Source organism: Cupriavidus sp. IK-TO18 (genome assembly GCF_015549295.1).
Taxonomy (GTDB): domain Bacteria; phylum Pseudomonadota; class Gammaproteobacteria; order Burkholderiales; family Burkholderiaceae; genus Cupriavidus; species Cupriavidus oxalaticus_A.
In genome coordinates this window covers 22,268-46,798 of record NZ_JADGMP010000030.1, presented here as the reverse complement: position 1 = coordinate 46,798, position 24,531 = coordinate 22,268, and the positions used below count along the sequence as shown (strand labels likewise).

The window sequence follows — 24,531 nt, the reverse complement described above, 5'->3', positions numbered from 1 at the left end:
ATACTGCAGCGGCGGCCCGGCCTGTGGGACGGACGGCTTACTGCTCGCCCGGCTCCATCTGCGACTGCAGGTAGTTCTGCAGGCCGACCTTGTCGATCAGGTCCAGCTGCGTTTCCAGGTATTCGATGTGTTCCTCGGTGTCGGTGAGGATATCGACCAGGATTTCGCGGCTGACGTAGTCGCCGACCGATTCGCAGTAGGCGATGCCTTCCTTGACGGTCTGGTGCGCGGTATGCTCCAGCTTCAGGTCGCACTTGAGCATTTCGGGCGTGTCTTCGCCCAGCAGCAGCTTGTGCAGGTCCTGCAGGTTGGGCAGGCCGTCCAGCATCAGGATGCGTTCGATCAGGCGGTCGGCATGCTTCATTTCGCCGATCGACTCCTTGTACTCGACGTCACCGAGCTTTTTCAGGCCCCAGTGGCGATACATGCGAGCGTGGAGGAAATACTGGTTGATCGCGGTCAGCTCGTTCTTGAGCTGGGCGTTCAGATGCTGGATGACCTTCTTGTCACCTTTCATTGGCGGCTCCTGTTGCATCGGGCCCGCGCAAAAACACGAAGCGGCGCCATTGGCGCCGCGAGCAGTCGGTGAGAATAGAAATGCGCAAAACGCGCCGTGAACTGACTTTCAGCTCACATGGGCGCGTTCAGGCAACCATCGCCTTGCGCCGGTCGTTCGCGACTGCCGGGTCCCGAGTGTCCATTATGGTACATGGGCCCGACACGGAACAGGAAGAAATCTCCACAACCTGGATGCTGGCGAGAGAGGCCTTGGTGACGTTGCGCACCGCTGCAACGCCTTCCTGCAACACTTGCTGCGCGCAGTCGCGGCAGCGTCCGCAGCACGTGCCGACGCCAAGCGTCTCGGCCAGTTCGTCGAGGGTCTCGACGCCCAGGTGAGCGGCACCGTGGATCTCACGATCGGTGATCTGGTTGCAGATGCAGACGTACACAAGTCCCTCCGTTGGGGCGCGTGGCACCGGCATGCCACTGCGAATGAACGTCAGAATATCAGAGATCGAAAATGATAACAATTCCCATTAGCGACGTGGGAACGTCTCTGCACATCGGGTGGTAAAACTGCCTAAGGCGCGATAAGAAGGCGGCGAAAGCGGCACTCATTAACAGGCTCAAGTGTCTTTCCTGCCGCCTTGAGGCTCGGAAAACCCTGACGTTGTCAGGGTCTGGCGATCTGGCTCAGCGCGGCCGCGAGGTCCTCGGGGTCGTAGGCATTGAGCACCTCGTCGACCAGCGGCTCCAGGTGCTCGCAATTGGCATGCAGGATCTCCTGCTTGACCCGCAGCAGCTGCGCCGGGTGCATCGAGAACTCGCGCAGGCCCATGCCCAGCAGCAGCCGCGTCATGGAAGGATCGCCTGCCATTTCACCGCACACTGCCACCGGCACGCCGGCGCGGTTGGCCTCGCGGATGGTGCGCGCCACCAGTTGCAGCACGGCCGGGTGCAGCGGATCGAACAGGTGCGCCACGGCATTGTCGGCGCGGTCGATCGCCAGCGTGTACTGGATCAGGTCGTTAGTGCCGATGGACAGGAAATCCATCTTGCGCAGGAACAGCGGCAGCAGCAGCACCGCCGCCGGGATCTCGATCATGGCGCCGACCTTCATGCCGGGGTCGTACGGCTCGCCGCGCTCGTCCAGCTGGCGCTTGGCCTTGGCGATCAGCGCCAGGGTCTGGTCGATCTCGCTGGCGTGCGCCAGCATCGGCACCAGCAGCCGCACCGGACCGAAGGCCGAAGCGCGCAGCAGCGCCCGCAGCTGGGTCAGGAACATGGTCGGCTCCGACAGCGACCAGCGGATCGCGCGCAGCCCCAGCGCCGGGTTCAGCGCCGTCTCGAAGTCATCGCCCCGCCCGTCGCCGCGGCCATCGCGTCCGTCGCGGCCGTCTAGCGGCTTGTCCGCGCCGATATCGATGGTGCGGATGGTCACCGGCAGCCCGTGCATGGCATCCACCGCGGCGCGGTAGGCCTGGAACTGCTCGTCCTCGTCCGGCAAATCGCCACGCCGGTTCATGAACAGGAACTCGGACCGGAACAGGCCGACGCCCACCGCACCCGCAGACAGCGCCGCGCCGGCGTCCTCGGCCATCTCGATATTGGCCAGCAGCTCGATCTCGAGCCCGTCCAGCGTCACCGCCGGGGTATGGCGCAGCCGCTGCAGGCGCTTCTTCTCCAGCGCGCGCTCGCTCTGCCGGTGGCGGTATTCCTCCAGGATGATGGCGGTCGGGTCGACGATCACCAGCCCGGCATCGCCATCGATGATGATCCAGTCGTCCTGCCGGATCAGCTCGCTCGCGCACTGCACCCCAACCGCGGCCGGGATATCCAGGCTGCGCGCGACGATGGCGGTGTGCGAGGTGCGCCCGCCCAGGTCGGTGACAAAGCCGTGGAACACGGTGTGGCGGAACTGCAGCATGTCGGCCGGGGCAATGTCGTGGGCCACCACGATCACGCCCGGCGCCGGCTCGCCGTCCGCCGCCAGCGCCGGCACCGGCGCGGGCACCAGCACGGGGGCGCCGGCCAGCGCCTTCAGGATGCGCTCGACCACCTGCTGGATATCGGCCTTGCGCTCGCGCAGGTATTCGTCCTCGATCTCGTCGAACTGGCGCATCAGTTCTTCGAGCCGCGTGGTGAGTGCCCACTCGGCGTTGTAGCGGCGGCCCCGGATCAGCGCCTCGGGCTCGCGCGCCAGCGCCTCGTCGTCGAGGATCATCGCGTGCACGTCGAGGAAGGCGCCCATCTCCTCGGGCGCGTCGCGCGGCAGGTCGCGCTTGAGCGCCGCCAGTTCCGCGCGCACCGCCGCGCGCGCGGCGCGCAGCCGTTCGACTTCGGCATCGAGCTGGTCTTCATCGACCAGGTAGTGCGACACGTCCAGCGCCGCGGGCGCGAGCAGGTGCGCGCGCCCGATGGCGACGCCGCGCGAGACCGGGATGCCGTGCAGGGCGAAAGGCATGTACCGCTCCGTCAGGAACGTTTAAGAATTCGAAGTTGCGGGACCGGGGCCGCCGGCCTCACTCTCCCTCACCAAACCGGTTGGCGATCAGCGCCAGCAACGCGTCCATCGCTTCCTGCTCGTCGGGTCCGTCGGTCTCGAGGGTCACCGTGGAGCCGATGCCGGCCGCCAGCATCATCACGCCCATGATGCTCTTGGCATCGACCTGGCGCCCGTTGCGGGACATCTTGACCTGGCTGACGAAGCTGCCTGCGAGCTGGGTCAGCTTGGCGGACGCGCGTGCATGCAGTCCGAGCTTATTGATGATGGTGGTGTCCCTCTGCAGCATATTTGTCGGGATGGTTGGCGGTTTGGTTCTGTACGGTGGTGGTGCCGACCTGCAGCACGCCCTGCGAGCCGCCCGCCAGCGCCTTGTTGGCGAGCTGGTCGAGCTTTTCGTTGCGGTAGCAGATGGCGCGCACGAGCATGGGCAGGTTGACGCCGGCCAGCACGCGCACGCGGCCCTGCTCGGCCAGGCGCGCGGCGATATTGGCCGGGGTCGCGCCGAAGATATCGGTCAGGACCAGGGCGCCGTTGTCTTCGCAGACGGCGGCCAGGCGGCGCCTGGCCTCGGCCAGCACCGCGGCGGGGTCCGCGTCGGGAAGGACGTCGATGGCTTCCAGCCCTTGCGGCTGGCCGCAGTAGACGTGGGCGGCGCAATCGCGCAGGGCCGAAGCCAGCGGGGTGTGCGCGATGATCAGGATGCCTGCCATGATGGTGAATCCGTTGGATTGCCCAGATTGTAGCAGGCGGCCCCCCGCGCTCCCGCTGCCAGCCGGGATGGTTCCGGTCAGCTGCCGGCGGCGCCCACGGCGTGTTCCAGCGCGTCGATGAACATCGCCGCGACGTGGAACCCGGTCTGCTGGGTGATTTCCTGGAAGCAGGTCGGACTCGTCACATTGACTTCCGTCAGGTAGTCGCCGATCACGTCCAGGCCCACCAGCAGCAGGCCCTGCTCCCACAGCCCCGGCGCCAGCGACTCGGCGATCTCGCGGTCGCGCTGGCTCAGTTCCTGGGCGCGGCCGCTGCCGCCGGCGGCCAGGTTGCCGCGCACTTCGCCGGCCATCGGCACGCGCGCCAGCGAATACGGCACCGGCACGCCGCCGATCAGCAGGATGCGCTTGTCGCCGTCCTTGATCGCCGGGATATAGCGCTGCACCATCAGGGTGCGGGCGCCGTCCTGGCCCAGCGTCTCGACGATGGCGGCCAGGTTCATGCCGTCAGAGCCCACCCGGAACACGCCCATGCCGCCCATGCCGTCGAGCGGCTTGACGATGATGTCGCGGTGCTCGGCATGGAAGTCGCGGATGCGCGCCAGGTCGCGCGTGACCAGCGTCGGCGTGATGAATTCCGGATGCTGGGCGATCGCCAGCTTCTCGGAATGGTCGCGGATCGCACGCGGCTTGTTGAACACGCGCGCGCCCTGCTGCTCGGCCAGCTCCAGCAGCCAGGTGCTGGTGACGTATTCCATGTCGAACGGCGGATCCTTGCGCATCAGCACCGCGTCGAAGGCCGACAGCGGTTCCAGCGCGCTGTTGCCTTTGCGGTACCAGGCCTTGTCGTCATCCGTCAGGTGCAGGCGCGTCGCCAGCGTCTCGACGGTGCTGCCAGACAGGCACAGCTGCGGCTGCAGGCACCAGTACAGCTCGTGGCCGCGCGCGGCGGCCTCGGTCATCATGGCGTAGGTGGAGTCCTTGTAGGTCTTGAAGGTCTCCAGCGGATCGGTGATGAAGAGGATGCGCATCAGTCAGGACTCGTCAGGGCTCGTCACAGGATCGGGTTCGGGTCAGTCTTTTCGAGTTCGATCGACGCCGCCAGCAGCGCCAGCCGCGCCACCACGCCGTACATATAGAAGCGGTTCGGCACCGCAGCGCCCGGCTTGGCATGGCTGTCGGGGATGCCGTTGGGGGCAAACGCCAGCGGCACGAAATGCATGCCCGGGGCGTTCAGGTTTTCATCGTTGCCGCGGCCCGTGTGCACGCGGTAGAAGCCGCCGACCACGTAGCGGTCGATCATGTAGACCACCGGTTCGGCCACCGCCTCGTTGACCTTCTCGAAGGTGTGCACGCCTTCCTGGATGATGACGTCGCTGACCTCGAGGCCTTCCTTGACGACGCTCATCTTGTTGCGCTCTTTCCGGTTCAGGCCCTTGACCTCGGACGGGTCGCGCACGGTCATGATGCCCATGCCGTAGGTGCCGGCATCGGCCTTGACCACCACGTACGGCGTTTCCTTGATGCCGTACTCTCGGTACTTCTTGGCGACCTTCTTCAGCACGCCCTCGACCGCGTCGGCCAGCTCTTCCTCGCCCACGCGCTCGTGGAAATTCACCCCGGTGCAGCGGGCAAAATACGGGTTGACCATCCACTGGTCGATGTCGATCAGCTTCGCGAATTTCTTGGCCACCTCGTCATAGGCGGCAAAGTGGCTGGTCTTGCGGCGGGTCGACCAGCCGGCATGCAGCGGCGGCAGCAGGTACTGCTCGTTGATGTTTTCCAGGATCGGCGGGATCCCGGCCGACAGGTCATTGTTCAGCAGGATCGAACACGGATCGAAGTCCTTCAGCCCCAGCCGGCGGCCCTTGGTGCCCAGGCGCGCCAGCGGCTCGACCACCAGGGTCTGGCCGTCGGGCAGCTCGATCGGGGTCGGCTCGGTGATTTCCTCGGACAGCGAGCCCAGGCGCACATTCAGCCCCGCCTGGCGCATGATCAGCGACAGCCGCGCCACGTTCTGCAGGTAGAACATGTTGCGCGTGTGACGTTCCGGAATCAGCAGCAGGTTCTTGGCATCGGGGCAGATCTTCTCGATCGCCGCCATCGCCGCCTGCACGGCCAGCGGCAGCATTTCCGGGGCCAGGTTGTTGAAGCCGCCCGGAAACAGGTTGGTGTCGACCGGCGCGAGCTTGAAGCCGGCGTTGCGCAGGTCCACCGAACAATAGAACGGAGGCGTATGTTCCTGCCATTCCAGCCTGAACCAGCGCTCGATCGACGGGGTGGCGTCCAAGATCTTCTTCTCGAGTTCGAGCAGAGGACCGTTCAGCGCGGTGATGAGATGCGGGACCATATCCATCCTATAGATCGTCTTTATCGTTCGCCCCGATTGTAGAGGAACGGCCAAACAGGCGCTGGCACACTCCTGATAAGGATATGCAGGCCATGGCATGAGGGATAACGATATGGGGATGCCGCGCGGGATATAAAGGGCGCTGGCGCAGCGGACAAAAAAAAGCGCGGCATCGCCGCGCCTTTAAATGGCCTGACAGATACGGGGAGCGTTCTGCAGGTGGAGGAAACTGCCTCACTGGCAATGTATGTGCCCCGCACATTAAAGACAATTGAAGCTTTTTAAGATCGGATTTAAGCACTTTGCGAAAAGCCCACGGGCGTGCCGGGGAGATCGGCCGCCAGCCCGCATCAGCATTGGACTGGCGGCTTTTGCGAGTTTTCTCCGGCCAGCCGCCCAGCGAGCCGGTGTGGCGTTGTGTGCGGTGCTAATGCCTGCTTGATAAGACAAATCGGCATAGGGGGCAGCCCATCGGGCTGCATCCCCTGCCACACCACCCGGCATGCGGGTCCGCACCGGGCGGTTCGAGAGGTTGAGGTCAGACGAGACGGGGCAGTCCCAGACTATCGAAGTAGGCAGTGGTCAGCACCCGATGAATCGCCGATAGGCTGTTGTGCCACCAGCGACGGCTTAACGCCGCCACCGACTGCGCCACCAGTAGTGAGGCCCCCAGGCGAAGCAGTTCGCGGTGGATAGTCTTGCCCCTGCGCCACTGTTTGAGCTGCAAGGCCCGAAGCCGCCGCCTTATCCAGCTGTCCAACTCACGCCAGATTCTGGAGGTCTGCGCCAGCCCGAAGTAGGCTTTCCAGCCCAGCAGGTAAGGGCGCAACTGATCGACTACGGCTTGGAGGCTGCGCCCACCATTGCGCCGCGTCAGTACCCTGACACGCTGTTTGAACGCCGCCATTGGCTTAGTAGCCACCACACGTTTGATCACACCGTCCCGGGCTTGCCATAGGCCATACCCAAGGAACTTGCGACCAAATACCGGCGCCACGGCGCTTTTGGCTTCGTTAACTTTCAGCTTGAGGCGGTCATAGAGCCTTCGTAGCAGAGCCATCACCCGCTCGCCAGCGCGACGACTGCCAACGTAGACGTTGCAGTCATCGGCATACCGCGCGAAGCAGTGACCCCGCCACTCTAACTCCTTGTCCACCTCATCTAGCAAGACGTTGGCCAGCAGCGGCGACAGGGGACCACCTTGCGGCGTTCCCTGATGCCGTTCCATGACCACCCCGCCATCCATGATTCCCGCGTTCAGGTAGGCTCGTATCAGCCGGATGATCCCGGCGTCGGCGATGCGTTGCCTTAGGCGGTCGATCAGAATGTCGTGGTTGACCCGGTCGAAGAACTTCTCCAAGTCCACGTCCACCACCACATGACGGCCCGACTGCACGAACGACTGAGCGGCTAACACCGCATCATGTGCCCGCCGTCCAGGCCGAAACCCGTAGCTATGCTTGCTGAAGGTCGGGTCAAGCAGCGGTTGCAGGACTTGCAACAGCGCCTGCTGGATCAGCCGATCCGTCACCGTCGGGATGCCAAGCTCGCGCTCGCCACCTTCCGCCTTCGGGATCGTCACCCATCGTACCGGACTGGGCCGGTACGTCCCCCGCAGCAGTTCCTCACGGATACGAGGCCACTCGGACGCCAGTTTGCGCGACGTCTGGTCAATGTCCAGCCCGTCCACACCCGCCGACCCCTTGTTCGCCCGCACCCGTTTGAACGCCTGCCGCAAGTTCTCGCGCGTCAGCGCCGCTTCCAGCAGCGCCGACCCTGTGCCGTCCGTTTCATGCCGCGGGATTTCGGCTTCGCCGCGACACACTCCATCCGGGGCTTCACCCCTGGCTTCGGTGTCCCGCCCCGCTCGCGCGGGCTTCTGGCGCCTGGCCTCCAACATCGTCATGGCTTCTGACACTTCCTCTCGTTCGGCCCTTCGCCAATAGCTCCAACCTTGCCGGTCTGTCCTCTGGCTACTACGGCCTCTGCTGACTCCTCACTCCGGCTCAACGCCGTTACCCTTTCGGGATCGAGGTGAGGTCTCCCCAGGTAAGAACGCACTCCTTCATCGCACAGCCGCCACATTTACGCTGCCTCGCCTTGATCACAAGAGCTTCGCGGTTTCTCGCCCGCTCGCCCTGCTCAGCCGCGCCTTCTATGTGGTTCTTGTTCATCGGCTCACGATTTACGCTCCACGCTTCCTCCCCACGCTCGGTCGCCCTCACGCAGTTGCGCTTCGCTTCGTTCGCTGTGATCAGCTTACGGTGGGACTTGCACCCACAAGAGTGCGCCCATGCTGGGCGCACGAAAAAAGCCCGGCACGCGGCCGGGCAAAGCTCCTGAGAGACGATTCCCAATCAGCTCTCCAGCACAACACCTTGGCGATCAGCCTTCATACGCGGTCTCGCCGTGCGAGGTGATATCCAGGCCCTCGCGCTCTTCATCTTCCGGCACCCGCAGGCCGATCAGCATGTCCACCAGCTTGTAGGCCACGAAGGAAACGATGCCCGACCACACCACCGTGGTCAGCACGCCCTCGAACTGGACCCACAGCTGGCCGGCGATCGAATAGTCTTCCGCCACCTTGTTGGCCACGTAGTCGTAGATGCCGGTGCCGCCCAGGCTAGGCGCGGCGAACACGCCGGTCAGCAGCGCGCCCACGATGCCGCCCACGCCGTGCACGCCGAACACGTCCAGCGAGTCATCCATGCCCAGCATGCGCTTCAGGCCGGTCACACCCCACAGGCACAGCAGGCCAGCCACCAGGCCCATCACGATCGAGCCCATCGGGCCGACGAAGCCGGCTGCCGGGGTGATCGCCACCAGGCCGGCCACCGCGCCCGAGGCACCGCCCAGCATCGACGGCTTGCCCTTGCCGATCCACTCGCCGAAGGTCCACGCCAGCACCGCGGCGCAGGTCGCCAGCAGCGTGTTGACGAAAGCCAGCGCGGCACCGGCGCTCGCTTCCAGGCCCGAGCCGGCGTTGAAGCCGAACCAGCCGAACCACAGCAGCGAGGCACCGACCATGGTGAAGGTCAGGCTGTGCGGACGGATCGCCTCGCGGCCGAAGCCGATGCGCTTGCCGAACAGATACGCGCCCACCAGGCCCGCCACGGCGGCGTTGATGTGCACCACGGTGCCGCCCGCGTAGTCGAGCGCGCCCTTCTGGAACAGCCAGCCCGACTTGGCGGTCGCGGCAGCGCCGGCGGCAGCGTCGGTGTAGGCGTCAGGACCCGGCCAGAACCAGACCATGTGCGCCATCGGGATGTAGGAGAAGGTGAACCACAGCACCACGAACACCAGCACGGCCGAGAACTTGGCGCGCTCGGCGAAGGCGCCGATGATCAGGCCGCAGGTGATGCAGGCGAAGGCGCACTGGAAGGCGAAGAAGCCCAGCTCCGGGATCACCACGCCCTTGCTGAAGGTGGCCGCCATGGCTTCCACCGTGAGGCCCTTCATGAAGAGCCGGTCGGTGCCGCCGAAGAAGGCGTTGCCCTCGGTGAAGGCGAAGCTGTAGCCGTAGATCGCCCACAGCAGCGCCACCAGCGAGAAGATCACCAGGCACTGCATCAGCACCGACAGCATGTTCTTGGAACGCACCAGGCCGCCGTAGAACAGCGCCAGGCCCGGCAGCGTCATCAGGATGACGAAGGCGGTGGCCACCAGCAGCCAGGCCACGTCGCCCTTGTTGGGCTGCGGCGCCGCCGGTGCGGCGGCGGCTTCGGCGGCAGCGGCCGGGGCCGCCGCCGCGGGGGCGGCAGCGGGCGCGGGTGCCGCTGCAGCGGCGGCGGGCGCGGGGGCGGCGGCCGAGGCGGCCGGGGCCGAAGCCTCCGCCGCCGGCTTGTCCTGTGCGGCGGCCGGCGCGGACATGCCCACTCCCGCCGTGCCGATGGCCAGCGCCATTGCGCCGGCCGTCAGGAATCGCTTGATCCAGGTTTTCATGTGATTAGCCTCTGTCTCTATGCTGTCTTGGGTCACAGGGCATCGCCGCCGGTCTCGCCGGTGCGAATGCGGATGACCTGCTCGATCGGTGCCACGAAGATCTTGCCGTCGCCGATCTTGCCGGTGCGGGCAGATTTCTCGACCGCCTCGATGGCTCGCTCGACCACGTCGTCGGGCACCGCCACCTCGATCTTCACCTTGGGCAGGAAGTCGACGATGTACTCGGCGCCGCGGTACAGCTCGGTATGGCCCTTCTGGCGGCCGAAGCCTTTCACTTCGGTGACGGTGATGCCGGACACGCCCACGTCCGACAGCGCTTCGCGCACTTCGTCGAGCTTGAACGGCTTGATGACTGCGATGATGAGTTTCATCCGGGTTCTCCTTGGGGCAGGCTCGCTTCAGCCTGCCCGGCCTGCAGCGGTGATTAGAAAGTCTTGGTGAGCGAGGCCCAGGCCGCCGCCTTGCCCAGGTAGCGGCCGCGGTTGGCGCTGGTGTACACCGACTCCTTGGCATTGGTGTCGACGTAGGCCACCGCCAGCGAGAAGCCCTTGCCGAGATCCTTGGTCAGGCCGATTTTCCAGTCGGTGTACGACGCGTCGCTGAAGTGCGCCACGCCCTGGTAGCCCACGTGCGCATTCAGCGTCAGGTCCCAGAAGTTCAGCGGCACGTTGGCCGTCAGGTCGACGTAGTAGCTGTTCTTGCTGTCGTTGAAGCCAAACAGGTTGGTCACCGAATGGGAGTACTTCAGGAATACCGGACCCCAGCCGATGCCGGCGTACAGCTCGGTCGTATAGGGACGCGGGTTGTTGTAGCCGCCCGGGTAGTAGTAGGTCAGCACGCCCAGGTCGTAGTTGAATTCGAGGTCGGACACCTTGAAGGTGTTCTTGAAGCCACCGTAGAAATCCATTTCCACCGGTGCCGACACCGAGGGGTTGGCGTCCTCGAGCCAGCTGATGCTCGAGTTCCAGTTGCCCACGTAGAAGCCGCTCGAATGGGCGTAGTCGAAGCCGCCCTGGATGGCCGGGCGCAGGTTGGTCTGGCTGATGCCGCGATAGCGGTAGTCAGAGACCAGCGACACGTTGGCCGTAAAGGTATGCGGCGATGCCGGCTCGGCAGCGGCGGCGGCGGCGGGCGCTGCTGCCGCGTCGGTGCTTTGGGCATACGCGGTGGCGGCGGCGCCGGACAGGACGACCGCGCTGACTGCAAGGGCCAACTTCTTCATGAATTTCTTCTCCTTTTCCCGGGATGGCTCGGATTTCGTTTGTTGGATTTTGGTGAGGCAGGCGCGATCACTACTGCAACTGCCGTGCCAGCCGCTGCGAAATCGGTGAACCGAAACCCCATCCTGGCCGCGCCGGTGACCCAAGCCGCGCTTCAATCTGCCTTGCGACAAAGCCTGATCGGGTGAAAAGGTGTGAAGGCAGGCACGCCGGAGCTTTCCCCCACGTGCCGCACCGGCGATAATTGAGACCTGACGGTGGCAGCGTGCGCCCGCACCAGGGAATTCCGCCCGCATTCAGGGCGCCCAAAACCAGTGCGAAAGCGCGCGATACGCCAGATGCCTACCGGGATTGGCACCAGTTAGGTGCGCAAAGGAGAAACCATGAAACCGACCGATCTCTTCAACGACCTGCAGAACAAGGTCAGCGAGGCGCTGCGCAATTCGCCGGCAAGGGACATCGAGAAGAATGTGCGCAGCATGATGACGCAGGGCTTCGCCCGGCTCGACCTGGTCACCCGCGAGGAATTCGACGTGCAATCGCAGGTGCTGGCCCGTACCCGCGCCCGGCTGGAAGAGCTGGAAGCCCGCGTGGCCGAACTCGAGCGCCGCGCCGGCATCCCGCCCGGCGCCGGTGCGGTGGACTCCACCGGAGGCGCGTGAGACCGCCAGTCCGCGCTGACCACACCAGCCTGCCTGAAGGCCGCCAATCCTGGCGGCCTTTTTCGTTAACGATTCGATGACATGGAGGGCCTGACATGAGTCTTGCCGTCCTGCGCAGCCGCGCGCTGACCGGCATCGCCGCGCCCCCGGTGCGCGTGGAAACGCACCTGGCCAACGGCCTGCCGGTGTTCACCATCGTCGGCCTGGCCGACACCGGCGTGCGCGAGAGCCGCGAGCGCGTGCGCGCCGCCATCCTCAACAGCGGCTACGAATTTCCCAACCGGCGCATCACCGTCAACCTGGCCCCGGCCGACCTGCCCAAGGAATCGGGGCGCTTCGACCTGGCCATCGCGCTGGGCATCCTCGCCGCCAGTGGCCAGATCCCGTCCGAGGCGCTCGACGCCCACGAATTCGCCGCCGAGCTGTCGTTGTCGGGCGAGCTGCGGCCGGTGCGCGGCGCGCTGGCCATGGCGATGTGCCTGGCGCAGGACAACGCCGCATGCCACGCGGCCGGCGCCGCCCCACGCGCTTTCCTGGTGGCCCGCGACAATGGCCCCGAAGCGGCATTGATCGAAGACCTGGCCGTCCACGCCGCAGCCACGCTGCGCGAGGTATGCGAGCACCTCGGTGGCCAGCCGGACGCGCGCCTGCCGCGCGCCGCCCCCGCCGCGCTGCCGAAGTCGAGCGCCAGCGGACCCGACATGCGCGACGTGCGCGGCCAGGCGCAGGCGCGCCGGGCCATGGAAGTCGCCGCCGCGGGACAGCATTCGGCCTTGCTGGTGGGCCCGCCAGGCACCGGCAAGTCGATGCTGGCGCAACGGCTGCCGGGCCTGCTGCCGCCGATGTCGCTGCAGGAGGCGCTGGAATCCGCGGCGGTCATGAGCCTGACGCCGGGCGGCTTCCGCACCGAACTGTGGGGCCGGCGCCCCTGCCGCGCGCCGCACCACACCGCGTCGGGCCCGGCCATGGTTGGCGGCGGCGGCAACCCGCGGCCGGGCGAGATCTCGCTGGCGCACCACGGGGTCCTGTTCCTGGATGAATTGCCCGAATTCGACCGCCGGGTGCTCGAAGTCCTGCGCGAGCCGCTGGAGTCCGGTCGCATCACCATCGCGCGCGCCAATGGGCACGCCGACTTTCCCGCGTGCTTCCAGTTCGTGGCGGCGATGAACCCGTGCCCGTGCGGCTACCTCGGGCATCCCGACCGGCCATGCCGCTGCACCCCCGACCAGGTGCGCCGCTACCAGTCGCGCATTTCCGGGCCGATGCTCGACCGGATCGACCTGCAGATCGAAGTGCCCGCCCAGGACCAGGGCGAGATGCTCGACGGCCCGCCGGGCGAGCCCAGCGCCGCGGTGCGCGAGCGCGTGCTGGCGGCGCGGGCGCTGCAGCTGTCGCGGCAAGGCAAGCCCAACAGCGAACTGGGCGGCCGCGAGATCGAGCAGCACTGCGTGCTGGAGCCGCAGGCACAGGCGCTGCTGCGCGGCGCGATGACTCGGCTGGCGTGGTCGGCGCGCTCGTACTTCCGCGTGCTGAAGGTGGCGCGCACGGTTGCCGACCTCGATCGCGCCGAGGTGCTGACCGCCAGCCACGTGGGCGAGGCGATCCAGTACCGGCGGGCGCTGCGGATGGCCGGCTAGCGCCAGCCGCGGCGAAGCGGCGGGGACAGCCTCGATCCGGACGACCGGCGCGCCGGTCCGCAGTTGGCGGTGGCGGCGGCGGTCAGGCTTCCTCCGACCACTGCACGCCCTCGCGCGCCATGAACGCCGAAGACGCCGCCGGCCCCCAGGTGCCGGCGGTGTAGGGCCGCGGGCCTTCGTCCTGGTGCCGCCAGGCTTCCAGGATCGGATCGACCCAGGTCCACGCGGCCTGCAGCTCGTCGCGTCGCACGAACAGCGCCAGCCGGCCCCGGATCACGTCGAGCAACAGCCGCTCGTAGGCTTCGGCGCGGCGCGTGGTGAAGGCCGAGTCCAGGTTCAGCGCCAGGCTCAGCGGCTTGAGCTTCATGCCTTCGCCCGGCTGCTTGACCATCAGCATCAGCCGCACCGACTCTTCCGGCTGCAGCCGGATCACCATGCGGTTGGCGCGCAGCGTGCTGCCGGGATCGAAGATCGAGTGCGGCACCCCGGCAAACTGGATCACCACCTCGGTCACCCGTTCCTGCATGCGCTTGCCGGTGCGCAGGTAGAACGGCACCTTGTTCCAGCGCCAGGTACCCAGCTCCGCGCGCATCGCGACGAAGGTCTCGGTGCGGCTGTCCGCCGGGATGCCGTCTTCCTGCAGGTAGCCGGGCACCAGCTCGCCGCCGATGGCGCCCGCGGTGTACTGGCCGCGCACCGTGTTGCGGCGCACGTCCTCGGGCGACATCGGGCGCAATGAGCGCAACACCTTGAGCTTCTCGTCGCGCACGGCGTCCGAGTTCAGCGATGCGGGCGGCTCCATGGCCAGGATGCTGACCAGTTGCAGCAGGTGGTTCTGGATCATGTCGCGCATGGCGCCGGCCTCGTCGTAGAAGCCGCCGCGCGAGCCCACGCCGACCGTCTCGGCCACGGTGATCTGCACGCTGCACACGAACGGCGTGCGCCACAGCGGCTCGAAAATCGAATTGCCGAAGCGCAGCGCCATCAGGTTCTGCACCGTCTCCTTGCCGAGGTAGTGGTCGATCCGGTAGGTGCGGTCTTCGCTGAAGTAGCGCGTCACTACCTCGCTGATGGCAATGGCCGAGGCGAGGTCGACCCCCAGCGGCTTCTCCAGCACCAGCCGGGTGTCGTCGGCAATCAGGCCGTGCCCGGCCAGGTTGTCGCAGGTCTGGGCGAACAGGCCCGGCGGCATCGCCATGTAGTAGATGCGCAGCGCTTCGCTGCGCAGCGCCTTCCCCAGCGTCTCGTAGTGGCCGGGCTGCGAGGCATCGACCCGGACGAAGTCGAGCCGCTGCAGGAACGCGCGCCACTTGTCGGGATCGAGGTAGCGCGCATCGACGAACGGCTGCGCGCGCTCGTCGGCAAAACGCGCGAAGGCTGCGGCATCCCATTCATGGCGGCCCACGCCGATGATGCGCGTGCCCTCGGGCAGGTTGCCGTCGCGATGGCACATGTACAGCGAGGGCAGCAGCTTGCGGGCCGACAGGTCGCCGGTGCCGCCGAAGATCACAAGATCCACCGGCCGTGGATCGGGCGTGCCGAAGGAGGAAGCTGAAAACGCGGAACGGGCGGTAGGCATGGCGGGCTCCTTGCTTGCCGGGAACACCGGCGCGATGTGGGTCGGGCAGCGCGAGCCCGGCCGGCACGCGCGGCAAGCCGCATGAACCATGCCAGTGAGCACGCTGGCCCCCACCCCGGCGCAGGCACAGGCGCGGGTCACAGCGCGCCCGGCACGATGCCGCGGCATGGACCGCCATACTTTGCGCCCCCAGCGTGACAGGCGAACCATGCCGGGCGCCGCGCCGCAGCGACGAAAGGGAGGAAGGCCTAAAGCGGCCCCGGCGGGCCGCGGCGATCCCTACGCGCGTTTTCCGATTGGCGTCGCCACCGGCGGCTCGACCGGCGGCGGCACCGGATCTTCTTCCGGCGGCAATGGCAAGTCGGGAGGCACGCCCGGCGGCGACGGTTCTTCCACCGGAGGCACGGTGTGGCGCGGCAGCATGCGCGCGCCGGCGCGGGGAATCGGCGAGGCTGGCATTTGGGGCTCTCCGTGGCCGGGGGGTTCCCCTCATTGAAGCAAACCCCGAGGGTTGGCGCCAGTGCCGGCGCTCAGGCGTGCTGCCGGCGCACGAAGAACAGCGCCGCGCCAACCGCCATCAGCACGCTGCCGAAGAAGCGGTTCTGCCAGCGCACCGCGCGCGCGTTGCGGAACAGGCCCTGCATGCGCGAGGCCAGCAGCGCGTAGCCGTGCATCACCACCAGGTCGACGCAGCACATGGTCAGCGCCAGGATGGCCAGCTGCGGCGCCAGCGGGTGGTTCGGGTCGATAAACTGCGGTAGCACCGCGACCATGAAGATGATGCCCTTGGGATTGGTCACGTTGGTCAGCAGCCCGGTGGCGAAGCGCCGGCGTGGGCTCATCACGGCCACGCGGGCGGGACCCTCGCTGGCGCCTTCGCTGCTTTGCACCTTCGCGCGCCACTGCTGCAAGCCCAGGTAAATCAGATACAGCGCGCCCACGGTCTTCACCACCATGAAGGCCTGCTCCGAGGCCAGCAGCAGCGCGCCCAGCCCGCCGCCGGCCACCAGCAGCACGATTACCAACCCCGTCTGCAGGCCGAAGATCGTGGTGGTGGTCTTGCGCAGGCCATACGACAGGCCGTGGCTCATCGACAGCACCGCCCCCGATCCCGGCGACACCGCAATCACCCAGCACGCCGCGAAATAAGCCAGCCACACTTCCCAACGCATTTCGATTCTCCTAGACGACAACTGCCCGACAACTGCCGCCGCCGCACTGACGCGGCCCGGCGCAAACCCTGTATTCCTGCGGCGTCCTGCGGGACCTCAGAACGGGTGGAAGCCGCCGAGGAACTGCTCCACCTGCTCGGCCTGGCGCTGGTCGCGCGCGGCGTCGCCGGACTCCAGCACCACCGCCTGGTAGGCGCGCGCGCCCACCGCCACCAGCCGCGCGGTCAGCCGCCGCGGCGACTGGTCCTGCGGCGACACGCCGCTGGCCTGCACTTCCACGCCGGCCAGCGGCCGCCCCGGCTTGTCGGCGGTCGTGATCGTGACCGGGCGCGTACGCGCCGGCTCGCCCGACGACGTGCCCAGGTTGGCCAGCAGGCCCGCCTGCATCGCCGCCAGCGCCTCGCGCCGCAGCGCTTCGTCGTCGGCAGGCAGCGTGACCACGCCCACGGCGAATAGCGTGTCGTCGACGCGCGCCGCCTCCATCGTCATCGGCAGCTTGCGGCCGGCGATGGTGACGTCGCGCGCGGCGCTGCTGGGCTTGCCGGGGTAGAGCGCGGCGTAGGCGCCCTCGCCGGACTGGATCGTGCGCCAGTCATAGCGGGGCGAACAGGCGCAGAGGGCCAGCGCCGCGCATACGGCGGCGCGGCGCAGCATGGGACTGCGGGCCAGGGCGGCCAGGCTCGACGACTGGGGCGAAAGAGGACGCATGGGGAAGCGTGTGGCGGACAGCGCGCGCAGGCCATGGAGCGGCTCTGGCGGCCGCCGTCGCCTGCGGGCGGAAACCGGTATTATCGCGGAAGTGGCGCCCCGGTGCATGGTGCGCCGCCTGACAGTGTTTCCCGACCGCATGCCTGTTCCCGCCCTGCCCCGCCTCGCCGTACCAGCCCGGTCCGCGCTGCTCCGACTAGCGCAACTGGCGCGACTGGCCGCCTGCACGCTGCTGGCAACGGCCGCCGGCGCGGCGCTGGCCGCGGGCACGGCGCACCTGCCTGCCGCCACCGACCTGGCCGCGCATGGCGCCGAGGCCGCGCAACGTGGCGAGCCGCTGGTGCTGCTGGTGTCGATGCCAGGATGCGGCTATTGCGACGCGGTGCGCCGCAACTACCTCGGCCCGCAGGCCGCCGCCGGCGAGATCGCGGTGCGCGAGCTCGACCTGACCGCCGCCACGCCGCTGCGCGATGCCGACGGCAGCATGACCACCGCGCGCGACTGGGCGCGGGCGCACCAGGTGCGGGTGGCGCCGACGGTGCTGTTCCTCGATCGCCAGGGCCGCGCCGCCGCCAGTCCGCTGCGCGGCATGCAGCCCGATTTCTACGGCGCCTACCTGGAGCAGGCGCTGGACCAGGCACGCGCCGCCATCGCCACACGGCGCTGAACCGCGCGGTGGCGCCGGCATTGCGACAGATTGACGCAAGCAGACCGCGCGCAACACCGCGGCGCCCGCGGCATTAGAATGTGTCGTTGCCCGAAGAGAATTCGCCTTCCTCCGCCTCCCATGACCACTTCCACTTCCGCCAAGTCCTCCCGCAAGCCCTGGCCCATCGTCGCCGCAGTCGTCGTACTGGCGCTGCTGGGCTGGTTCGGCTACCGCGCGCTGGCGCCCTCCAACGCCGCGCCGGCCGCCACGTTCACGCTGCTGTCGGGCGAGAAGGTCAGCACCGCCGACCTGAAGGGCAAGGTCTACCTGGTCAATTTCTGGGCCACCAGCTGCGCCACCTGCGTCAAGGAAATGCCCGACATGGTCAAGACCTACGAGCAGTTCAAGGGCAAGGGGCTGGAGTTCGTCGCCGTGGCGATGAACTATGACCCGCCGATGTACGTGATGAACTACGCCAAGACGCGCGGGCTGCCGTTCAAGGTCGCGATGGATTCGGACGGGTCCGCCGCCAGGGCCTTCGGCAATGTGCAGCTGACGCCGACCACCTTCGTGGTCGACAAGGACGGACGCATCCTCAAGCGTTATGTCGGCGAGCCCGAGTGGGATGCGCTGCACAAGCTGCTGGACGGCGCGCTGGCAAAGTCTGCGTAACGCTGTCACCCGCCGCCGCCCGCAACATTCAGGAAAAGGTGCTCATCGAGCACCTTTTTTATTGGTTCGTGCCCCATCCCGCGCAAAGCGGCTTGCACTGCCGGGCTGTATGGATATACAGTTAGCGCCAGCTTTTTTTGCCCGCCCCATTCCTCTTTCCTGCCTGTGTCACTCGACCTTGCCCCCGCCGCGGACCTCGAATCCGCCCTTGCCCCCGATGCGGCCGACGCAGGCCCCGCCTACCTGTCCAGGCTCAACCCGGAGCAGCGCGCCGCGGTCGAGCACGGCAGCGACGGGCCGCTGCTGATCATCGCCGGCGCGGGCTCGGGCAAGACCAACACGCTGGCGCACCGGGTCGCGCACCTGGTGCTGGGCGGCGCCGATCCGCGCCGCATCCTGCTGCTGACCTTCTCGCGCCGCGCCGCCGCCGAAATGGGCCGGCGCGTCGAGCGCATCGTCGACCAGGCGCTGGGCACGCAGACCGGCGCGGGCCGCGCGGCGCTGCAGTGGTCGGGCACCTTCCACGCCATCGGCGCGCGCCTGCTGCGCGAGTACGCCGAGACGCTGGGCCTGTCGCCCGCCTTCACCATCAGCGACCGCGGCGATGCGGCCGACCTGATGCACGTGGTGCGCCACGACCTGGGCCTGTCCGAGACCGCGAGCCGCTTTCCCAAAAAAGAGACCTGCCTGTCGATCTACTCGCGCGTGGTCAACACGCAGGCGCCGCTGGAGGACGTGCTCAAGCAGCAGTTCCCGCGCTACGCGATGTGGGCCGATGCGCTGCGCACGCTGTTTGCCGGCTATGTCGAGGCCAAGCAGAAGCAGCACGTGCTCGACTACGACGACCTGCTGCTGTACTGGGCGCAGGCCATGGCAGAGCCGGCCATCGCGCAGGACATCGGCGCGCGCTTCGACCACGTCCTGGTCGACGAATACCAGGACACCAACGCACTGCAGGCGTCGATCCTGCTGGCCATGCGGCCCGATGGCCGCGGCCTGACCGTGGTCGGCGACGATGCGCAGTCGATCTACGCGTTCCGCGGTGCGACCGTGCGCAATATCCTCGATTTCCCGCAGCAGTTCACGCCGCCCGCGCAGCAGGTGACGCTGTCGCGGAACTACCGCTCGACGCAGCCGATCCTGCAGGCCGCCAACGCCGTGATCGGACTGGCGGCCGAGCGCTATACCAAGGATCTCTGGTCCGAGCGGCTGTCGGCCGAGAAGCCCGGCATCATCGTCGTCAACGACGAGGCCGACCAGGCGCGCTACGTGGTCGAGCAGGTGCTGGCGCGGCGCGAGGCCGGCCTGGCGCTGATGGCGCAGGCGGTGCTGTTCCGCGCCGCCGACCACAGCGCGCAGGTGGAGATCGAGCTGGCGCGGCGCAATATCCCGTTCGTGAAGTTCGGCGGGCTCAAGTTCCTGGAATCGACGCACGTGAAAGACGTGCTGGCCGTGGTGCGCTGGCTGGAAAACCCGCGCGACCGCATGGCAGGCTTCCGCACGCTGCAGCTGCTGCCGGGCATCGGCCCCAAGACCGCGGCACGTGTGCTCGACGCGCTGGCGCTGGCCACCGAGCCGCTGTTCTCGCTGCAGGAATTCGAGCCGCCGCCGGCCGCTGCCCCCGCGTGGGCCGACCTGCTGACGCTGGCGCGCGCGCTGATGGCGCCGGCCTCGCCGTGGCCGTCGGAGTTCGAGCAGGTGCTGGCCTGGTACACGCCGCACCTCGAACGCCTGCACGACGACGCCGCCGCGCGCCAGGCCGACCTGCAGCAGCTGGAACGCATCGCCGCCACCTACGGCGCGCGCGAGCGCTTCCTGACCGAGCTGACGCTGGACCCGCCCAGTGCGTCGAGCGATGAATCCGGCGTGCCGTCGCGCGACGAGGACTACCTGATCCTGTCGACCATCCACTCGGCCAAGGGGCAGGAGTGGAAGGCAGTATATGTGCTCAATGCCGTCGATGGCTGCATGCCGAGTGACCTGGCGACGGGAACGACCGAAGAGATCGAGGAAGAACGGCGGCTGCTGTATGTGGCGATGACGCGCGCCAAGGACCATCTGGACGTCGTCGTGCCGCAGCGCTTCTACGTGCACCAGCAGGTGGGCTTTGGCGACCGGCATGTGTATGCGTCGCGCACGCGGTTCATCCCGAATCGCGTGATGCCGAATTTCCACAGCCGGGCATGGCCGCCGCCGCCGATGCCGGGCGAGGGGAAGGCAAAGCCGGCGCTGGCGCCGGTGGACCTGGCCAGCCGGATGCGGAATATGTGGCGGTAGTCTCGTCGCGCCGTTTTTCTCCCCTCTCCCGCGCGCGGGATAGGGGAGAAAACAAGCGGCGCGCTAGGGCTGTCGCCGCTTCCGGATCGCAGCGTTACCCCACCTTCTCCAGCAGCAACCCCTTCAGGTACTCCCCTTCCGGGAACGCCGCCAGCATCGGGTGATCGGTGCCGGCCGACAGCCTGCGCAGGATGCGCGCATCCGCCCGCGCATCGGTCATTGCGCCCGCCACGATCTTCTGGAACAGCTCCATGCTGATCGCGCCCGAGCACGAGTACGTGAACAGCAAACCGCCTGGCCGCAGCAGCTGCGTGCCGACCAGGTTGATCTCCTTGTACGCACGCGCGGCACGGTCGATATGCTGCGCCGACGGCGCGAACTTGGGCGGGTCCAGCACGATCAGGTCGAACTGACGCCCTTCGGCGCGGAATTCGCGCAGCGTCTTGAACACGTCAGCGTCGAGCCAGGTCGCGCGCTCCGGATCGAACCCGTTCAGGGTGACGTTGCCCGCGGCAATCTTCAGCGCCTCGCCCGACGAATCGATCGACGTCACCGACTTGGCCCCGCCGCGCAGCGCGGCCAGCGAGAAACCGCCTGTATAGCAGAAGCAGTTCAGCACCTCGCGCCCTTCGGCCAGGTCGCCCACCAGCTTGCGGTTGTCGCGCTGGTCGACGTAGAAGCCGGTCTTGTGGCCGTTGCGCACGTCGACGTAATAGCGCACGCCATGCTCGGTCACCGACAGCGCCGGATCGGGCTCCGCGCCGGCCAGCACGCCGGTCACCAGCTCCAGCCCCTCGCGCTGGCGCACGGCGGCGTCGGAGCGTTCATAGACGTTGGGGCAGCCAGTCTCCTTGACCAGCGCCTGCACGATCGCGGTCTTCCAGTGCTCCACGCCGGCCGCATTGAACTGGCACACCAGCTGGCCCGTTTCCCCACTGCCGTAGTAGTCGACGATCAGCCCCGGCAGCCGGTCCGATTCGCCGAAGATCAGGCGCACCGCATCGCTGTCCTTCACCCACTGGCGCCGGTAGGCGATGGCCGCGGCCACGCGGCGCTTGAACAGCGCGTGGTCGACCGGCTCGTTTTCGTCGAAGGTCCACACGCGCGCACGGATCTGCGATTCGGGGCTGTAGGCGGCCTTGGCCAGGAAGCGGCCGTCGGCGGCGCGCACGGTCACGGTCGAGCCCGGCTCGCAGCGGCCTTCGGTGGTGGCGATGCCGGTGGCATAGATCCACGGGTGGCGGCGCAGCAGCGATTTTTCCTTGCCGGGTTTCAGGGTGATGGTGTTCATGTCGGTATGGGGAGGATGCGTGCCGCAGCCGCGGTGTTTGGCTCCCTGCGGTGCGGCTCCCCTCTCCCGCCTGCGGGAGAGGGGTTGGGGGAGAGGGCGGGAGTGTCAACAAAGTGACGGGCGTCGGCATTGCCAGCGCCTGCCCTCTCCCCCGGCCCCTCTCCCGCGCGCGGGAGGGGGGAGCAAACAATCAGGAAAGATACGTCAGCGGTTACAGCACCACCTTCACCATCGGATGCGAAGTCAGCGCCCGGTACAGGTCGTCCAGCTGCTCGCGGCTGGTCACCCACACCGTCACGGTGAGTCCGAGATAGTTGCCCTTGCTCGAGGGCCGCATCTCCATCTTGCCCGCATGGAAGTCCGGATCGAACTCCTGCACCAGCGTGACGATGGCCTCGGCAAAGCCGTCCTGCATCGAGCCCATCACCTTGATCGGGAAATGGCTCGGGTATTCGATCAGCGACTGCTCCGGCGGGATATCGCCGGGCTTGTTGCCGCTGCCCTGGTTGTCGGAAGTCATGTCGTTTTCTCCGGCGCGGCCCGGCAAATCTCCAGGCCGCGCGTGCCAATCACTTGCGCTTGAACCACAGGCGGATGGTGTCCCACAGGCGGCCGAAGAAACCGGCCTCGGGCACTTCTTCCAGCGCCACCACGGGGAACTCGGCCACCTTGTTGGCGCCGTCCATCAGCTTGACCATGCCCACCTGCTGGCCCGCCGCGATCGGCGCGATCATCAGTTCCTGGCGCTCCAGCACCGGCTTCAGGCGACCGCCGGTGCCCTTGGGCACGGTGACGAAGGTCTCGTGCTGCACGCCGATCTTGACCGTGCCGGCCTTGCCCTTGTAGATCTCGGGCGTGGCCAGCACCTGCCCCTTGTCGTACAGGCGCAGCGTGTCGAAGAACTGGAAGCCGTAGTTGAGGATCTTCAGGCTTTCCTGCGTGCGCACCTGTTCGGTGGTGGTGCCGATCACGATCGAGATCAGGCGGCGCTGGCCGTTGGGCACGTTGGCCAGCGGACGCTGGGCCGACGAGATCAGGCAATAGCCGGCGGACTTGGTGTGGCCGGTCTTGACGCCGTCCACGGTCGGGTCGATGTACAGCAGGCGGTTGCGGTTGGGCTGCCTGATCTTGTTATAGGTGAACTCCTTCTGCGAGTACATGGCGTAGTACTCGGGGAAGTCCTTGATCAGGTGCGTGGTCAGCGTCGCCAGGTCCACCGCGGTGGTGTAGTGGTTCGGGTCGGGAATGCCGTCGGTGTTGGTGAAGTGGGTGCTCTTCATGCCCATGCGCTGGGCCTCGCGGTTCATCATCGCGACGAAGCCCTCTTCCGAGCCGCCCACGGCCTCGGCCAGCGCCAGCGCGGCATCGTTGCCCGACTGCACGATCAGGCCCAGCAGCAGGTCCTGCACGCTGACCGGCTTGTTGGGCTCGATGAACATGCGTGACTCGTCGCTTTTGACCTTGAGCACGAGGTTGGTCGGCACCACGGTCTGTTCCAGCGTCAGGCGCTTTTCCTTGAGTGCCTCGAACGCCAGGTAGGCGGTCATCAGCTTGGTCAGCGAGGCCGGCTCGATGCGCTGGTCGGCATTCTGCGAGGCCAGCGCCTGGCCGCTGGTCACGTCATACAGCATCCACGACTTGGCGGCGACCTGCGGCATCGGCACGCCCTGCGCAAGGACGGCGGCGGGCGCGGCGGCCAGCGTGGCCGTGGCGACGGCAGCGACGATGGCGGCGGGTGCAAAGGCGGAGGAAAGGCGTGTCGTGGCTCTATTCAGCATTGTTTCTGTTTCCGACAAGAAAGGGATCGTGCGGGACGGGATGGCGCGGTGACGAAGCTGCGCCGCTCACCGGTCCCACGCGTTGACGACGAGCTGCTTGATCAGGTGCAGCTTGCGGTGAAAGAAATGGTCGGCGCCGGGGATGACGATCACCGGCAGCTCCTGCGGGCGCGCCCAGTCGAATACGCTGGCGAGCGGCACGGTGTCATCCTGCTCGCCGTGTATGACGATGGTGTCGGCGGGCACCTCGGCCACCTGCCAGCGGCTCGCTGCGGTGCCGACCAGCACCAGGCGCTGCGCCGGCGTGCCGGCCTCGGCCAGGCGCCGGGCCACGTGCGTGCTGACAAAGCTGCCGAAGGAGAAGCCGCCCAGCGCCAGCGGCAGCGTCGCGGCCTGCGCCGACCACGCGGTCTGCTCGCGCATCCAGGCGACGACTGCCAGCAGGTCGTCCTGCTCGCCGACGCCATTGTCATGCTCGCCGGCGGTCGCGCCGACGCCGCGGAAGTTGGGGCGCACGGTGGCATAGCCCAGCTGCACGAAGGCGCGCGCCAGCGTCTGCGCGACCTTGTTGTCCTTGGTGCCGCCGAACAGCGGATGCGGGTGGGCAACCAGCGCCAGGCCCCGTGGCTCGCCTTGCGGCAGGTCCACCGAAACGTCGATCGCGCCGACGGGGCCGGCGATGGAAAGTACCTGGGTATGCGCGTTCATAGGACGGTCAGGGCAATCAGGAGGCAATCAGGAGGCGGTCAGGATGGCGCTTCAGGATGGTGATACGCCGGCTGGCTCTACCCGGAAATCCCGGGGCAAGAAATGAAAAAACCGTCCGGCGTGCGGGCGGCGGGGTCTGGCATCGGCGCTGCGGCATCGGCAGCGCCTT

General features: G+C 67.4%; 24 protein-coding genes. 5 read left to right on the top strand and 19 right to left on the bottom strand.

What is annotated here, in order from left to right:
• Positions 1 to 37: 37 nt before the first annotated feature.
• The 11 genes from bfr to IPF36_RS22755 form a co-directional block, all read right to left on the bottom strand.
• The gene (gene bfr, locus IPF36_RS22805; RefSeq protein WP_133093592.1) at positions 38 to 517 is read right to left on the bottom strand and encodes a bacterioferritin; all 480 of its coding nucleotides are present in this window, start codon (positions 515 to 517) and stop codon (positions 38 to 40) included.
• Positions 518 to 644: 127 nt separating this feature from the next.
• The gene (locus IPF36_RS22800) at positions 645 to 950 is read right to left on the bottom strand and encodes a bacterioferritin-associated ferredoxin (protein ID WP_195430451.1); all 306 of its coding nucleotides are present in this window, start codon (positions 948 to 950) and stop codon (positions 645 to 647) included.
• A 224-nt stretch (positions 951 to 1,174) separates the two neighbouring features.
• Entirely contained in the window at positions 1,175 to 2,965 is a 1,791-nt protein-coding gene (gene ptsP, locus IPF36_RS22795) for a phosphoenolpyruvate--protein phosphotransferase (RefSeq protein WP_135704323.1), read from the bottom strand.
• 58 nt (positions 2,966 to 3,023) lie between these two features.
• Complete coding sequence (locus IPF36_RS22790) at positions 3,024 to 3,293, bottom strand: HPr family phosphocarrier protein (protein WP_029046719.1); 270 nt, start codon at positions 3,291 to 3,293, stop codon at positions 3,024 to 3,026.
• Positions 3,262 to 3,717: a PTS sugar transporter subunit IIA gene (locus IPF36_RS22785; protein ID WP_133093589.1), complete on the bottom strand. Its 456-nt coding sequence runs from the start codon at positions 3,715 to 3,717 to the stop codon at positions 3,262 to 3,264. Before IPF36_RS22785 ends, IPF36_RS22790 begins: the two co-directional genes overlap by 32 nt.
• Before the next feature lie 77 nt (positions 3,718 to 3,794).
• A complete protein-coding gene (gshB, locus tag IPF36_RS22780) occupies positions 3,795 to 4,748 on the bottom strand; it encodes a glutathione synthase (RefSeq protein WP_133093588.1) in 954 nt (317 codons plus the stop codon).
• A gap of 23 nt (positions 4,749 to 4,771) precedes the next feature.
• Entirely contained in the window at positions 4,772 to 6,067 is a 1,296-nt protein-coding gene (gene gshA / locus IPF36_RS22775; protein WP_133093587.1) for a glutamate--cysteine ligase, read from the bottom strand.
• 538 nt (positions 6,068 to 6,605) lie between these two features.
• Complete coding sequence (gene ltrA / locus IPF36_RS22770; RefSeq protein WP_195430687.1) at positions 6,606 to 7,973, bottom strand: group II intron reverse transcriptase/maturase; 1,368 nt, start codon at positions 7,971 to 7,973, stop codon at positions 6,606 to 6,608.
• A 479-nt stretch (positions 7,974 to 8,452) separates the two neighbouring features.
• Positions 8,453 to 10,009 carry an ammonium transporter gene (locus IPF36_RS22765; RefSeq protein ID WP_135704321.1) on the bottom strand — a complete coding sequence of 519 codons (1,557 nt, stop codon included), beginning with the start codon at positions 10,007 to 10,009 and terminating at the stop codon, positions 8,453 to 8,455.
• A gap of 32 nt (positions 10,010 to 10,041) precedes the next feature.
• Positions 10,042 to 10,380 (bottom strand): P-II family nitrogen regulator, encoded by a 339-nt coding sequence (locus IPF36_RS22760; protein WP_010814843.1) that lies wholly within the window; start codon positions 10,378 to 10,380, stop codon positions 10,042 to 10,044.
• Positions 10,381 to 10,433: 53 nt separating this feature from the next.
• On the bottom strand, positions 10,434 to 11,231 hold the full coding sequence (locus IPF36_RS22755) for a TorF family putative porin (protein WP_135704320.1): 798 nt from the start codon (positions 11,229 to 11,231) through the stop codon (positions 10,434 to 10,436).
• A 381-nt stretch (positions 11,232 to 11,612) separates the two neighbouring features.
• On the opposite strand from IPF36_RS22755, the gene IPF36_RS22750 reads away from it, so the two are divergent.
• Entirely contained in the window at positions 11,613 to 11,891 is a 279-nt protein-coding gene (locus tag IPF36_RS22750) for an accessory factor UbiK family protein (protein ID WP_133093584.1), read from the top strand.
• 95 nt (positions 11,892 to 11,986) lie between these two features.
• Positions 11,987 to 13,528: a YifB family Mg chelatase-like AAA ATPase gene (locus tag IPF36_RS22745; RefSeq protein WP_135704318.1), complete on the top strand. Its 1,542-nt coding sequence runs from the start codon at positions 11,987 to 11,989 to the stop codon at positions 13,526 to 13,528.
• Between the two features lie 82 nt (positions 13,529 to 13,610).
• Here IPF36_RS22745 and zwf read toward each other — a convergent pair whose 3' ends face one another.
• The 4 genes from zwf to IPF36_RS22725 form a co-directional block, all read right to left on the bottom strand.
• Positions 13,611 to 15,107: a glucose-6-phosphate dehydrogenase gene (gene zwf / locus IPF36_RS22740; RefSeq protein WP_133093582.1), complete on the bottom strand. Its 1,497-nt coding sequence runs from the start codon at positions 15,105 to 15,107 to the stop codon at positions 13,611 to 13,613.
• A 279-nt stretch (positions 15,108 to 15,386) separates the two neighbouring features.
• The gene (locus tag IPF36_RS22735) at positions 15,387 to 15,566 is read right to left on the bottom strand and encodes a hypothetical protein (RefSeq protein WP_133093581.1); all 180 of its coding nucleotides are present in this window, start codon (positions 15,564 to 15,566) and stop codon (positions 15,387 to 15,389) included.
• A gap of 71 nt (positions 15,567 to 15,637) precedes the next feature.
• Positions 15,638 to 16,279, bottom strand: coding sequence for a LysE family transporter (locus IPF36_RS22730; protein ID WP_063236625.1), 642 nt, complete (start codon positions 16,277 to 16,279; stop codon positions 15,638 to 15,640).
• A gap of 96 nt (positions 16,280 to 16,375) precedes the next feature.
• Positions 16,376 to 16,987, bottom strand: coding sequence for a hypothetical protein (locus IPF36_RS22725; RefSeq protein WP_135704314.1), 612 nt, complete (start codon positions 16,985 to 16,987; stop codon positions 16,376 to 16,378).
• Positions 16,988 to 17,126: 139 nt separating this feature from the next.
• On the opposite strand from IPF36_RS22725, the gene IPF36_RS22720 reads away from it, so the two are divergent.
• From IPF36_RS22720 to IPF36_RS22710, 3 genes are all read left to right on the top strand, one after another.
• A complete protein-coding gene (locus tag IPF36_RS22720) occupies positions 17,127 to 17,654 on the top strand; it encodes a thioredoxin family protein (RefSeq protein ID WP_255519879.1) in 528 nt (175 codons plus the stop codon).
• A gap of 120 nt (positions 17,655 to 17,774) precedes the next feature.
• The gene (locus IPF36_RS22715) at positions 17,775 to 18,308 is read left to right on the top strand and encodes a TlpA disulfide reductase family protein (protein ID WP_133093579.1); all 534 of its coding nucleotides are present in this window, start codon (positions 17,775 to 17,777) and stop codon (positions 18,306 to 18,308) included.
• Between the two features lie 165 nt (positions 18,309 to 18,473).
• On the top strand, positions 18,474 to 20,585 hold the full coding sequence (locus IPF36_RS22710; RefSeq protein ID WP_195430448.1) for an ATP-dependent helicase: 2,112 nt from the start codon (positions 18,474 to 18,476) through the stop codon (positions 20,583 to 20,585).
• 94 nt (positions 20,586 to 20,679) lie between these two features.
• On the opposite strand, the gene IPF36_RS22705 is transcribed toward IPF36_RS22710, so the two are convergent.
• The 4 genes from IPF36_RS22705 to IPF36_RS22690 form a co-directional block, all read right to left on the bottom strand.
• Entirely contained in the window at positions 20,680 to 21,876 is a 1,197-nt protein-coding gene (locus tag IPF36_RS22705) for a class I SAM-dependent rRNA methyltransferase (protein ID WP_135704310.1), read from the bottom strand.
• 211 nt (positions 21,877 to 22,087) lie between these two features.
• The gene (locus IPF36_RS22700) at positions 22,088 to 22,396 is read right to left on the bottom strand and encodes a YbeD family protein (RefSeq protein WP_133093576.1); all 309 of its coding nucleotides are present in this window, start codon (positions 22,394 to 22,396) and stop codon (positions 22,088 to 22,090) included.
• A 49-nt stretch (positions 22,397 to 22,445) separates the two neighbouring features.
• Positions 22,446 to 23,654: a D-alanyl-D-alanine carboxypeptidase family protein gene (locus IPF36_RS22695; RefSeq protein WP_133093575.1), complete on the bottom strand. Its 1,209-nt coding sequence runs from the start codon at positions 23,652 to 23,654 to the stop codon at positions 22,446 to 22,448.
• Between the two features lie 66 nt (positions 23,655 to 23,720).
• A complete protein-coding gene (locus IPF36_RS22690) occupies positions 23,721 to 24,362 on the bottom strand; it encodes an alpha/beta hydrolase (protein ID WP_133093574.1) in 642 nt (213 codons plus the stop codon).
• Between the last annotated feature and the right edge of the window lie 169 nt (positions 24,363 to 24,531).

Excerpts from the sequence above, each read along its gene's own strand:
- IPF36_RS22705 (WP_135704310.1), bottom strand. The coding sequence starts at position 21,876 with ATGAACACCATCACCCTGAAACCCGGCAAGGAAAAATCGCTGCTGCGC.
- IPF36_RS22735 (WP_133093581.1), bottom strand. The coding sequence starts at position 15,566 with ATGCCAGCCTCGCCGATTCCCCGCGCCGGCGCGCGCATGCTGCCGCGC.
- IPF36_RS22750 (WP_133093584.1), top strand. The coding sequence starts at position 11,613 with ATGAAACCGACCGATCTCTTCAACGACCTGCAGAACAAGGTCAGCGAG.
- bfr (WP_133093592.1), bottom strand. The coding sequence starts at position 517 with ATGAAAGGTGACAAGAAGGTCATCCAGCATCTGAACGCCCAGCTCAAG.
- IPF36_RS22715 (WP_133093579.1), top strand. The coding sequence starts at position 17,775 with ATGACCACTTCCACTTCCGCCAAGTCCTCCCGCAAGCCCTGGCCCATC.
- IPF36_RS22760 (WP_010814843.1), bottom strand. The coding sequence starts at position 10,380 with ATGAAACTCATCATCGCAGTCATCAAGCCGTTCAAGCTCGACGAAGTG.
- IPF36_RS22725 (WP_135704314.1), bottom strand. The coding sequence starts at position 16,987 with ATGCGTCCTCTTTCGCCCCAGTCGTCGAGCCTGGCCGCCCTGGCCCGC.
- IPF36_RS22690 (WP_133093574.1), bottom strand. The coding sequence starts at position 24,362 with ATGAACGCGCATACCCAGGTACTTTCCATCGCCGGCCCCGTCGGCGCG.
- IPF36_RS22755 (WP_135704320.1), bottom strand. The coding sequence starts at position 11,231 with ATGAAGAAGTTGGCCCTTGCAGTCAGCGCGGTCGTCCTGTCCGGCGCC.
- IPF36_RS22720 (WP_255519879.1), top strand. The coding sequence starts at position 17,127 with ATGCCTGTTCCCGCCCTGCCCCGCCTCGCCGTACCAGCCCGGTCCGCG.
- IPF36_RS22785 (WP_133093589.1), bottom strand. The coding sequence starts at position 3,717 with ATGGCAGGCATCCTGATCATCGCGCACACCCCGCTGGCTTCGGCCCTG.
- gshA (WP_133093587.1), bottom strand. The coding sequence starts at position 6,067 with ATGGTCCCGCATCTCATCACCGCGCTGAACGGTCCTCTGCTCGAACTC.
- IPF36_RS22730 (WP_063236625.1), bottom strand. The coding sequence starts at position 16,279 with ATGCGTTGGGAAGTGTGGCTGGCTTATTTCGCGGCGTGCTGGGTGATT.
- ptsP (WP_135704323.1), bottom strand. The coding sequence starts at position 2,965 with ATGCCTTTCGCCCTGCACGGCATCCCGGTCTCGCGCGGCGTCGCCATC.
- IPF36_RS22700 (WP_133093576.1), bottom strand. The coding sequence starts at position 22,396 with ATGACTTCCGACAACCAGGGCAGCGGCAACAAGCCCGGCGATATCCCG.
- IPF36_RS22790 (WP_029046719.1), bottom strand. The coding sequence starts at position 3,293 with ATGCTGCAGAGGGACACCACCATCATCAATAAGCTCGGACTGCATGCA.
- ltrA (WP_195430687.1), bottom strand. The coding sequence starts at position 7,973 with ATGACGATGTTGGAGGCCAGGCGCCAGAAGCCCGCGCGAGCGGGGCGG.
- IPF36_RS22765 (WP_135704321.1), bottom strand. The coding sequence starts at position 10,009 with ATGAAAACCTGGATCAAGCGATTCCTGACGGCCGGCGCAATGGCGCTG.
- gshB (WP_133093588.1), bottom strand. The coding sequence starts at position 4,748 with ATGCGCATCCTCTTCATCACCGATCCGCTGGAGACCTTCAAGACCTAC.
- zwf (WP_133093582.1), bottom strand. The coding sequence starts at position 15,107 with ATGCCTACCGCCCGTTCCGCGTTTTCAGCTTCCTCCTTCGGCACGCCC.
- IPF36_RS22745 (WP_135704318.1), top strand. The coding sequence starts at position 11,987 with ATGAGTCTTGCCGTCCTGCGCAGCCGCGCGCTGACCGGCATCGCCGCG.
- IPF36_RS22695 (WP_133093575.1), bottom strand. The coding sequence starts at position 23,654 with ATGCTGAATAGAGCCACGACACGCCTTTCCTCCGCCTTTGCACCCGCC.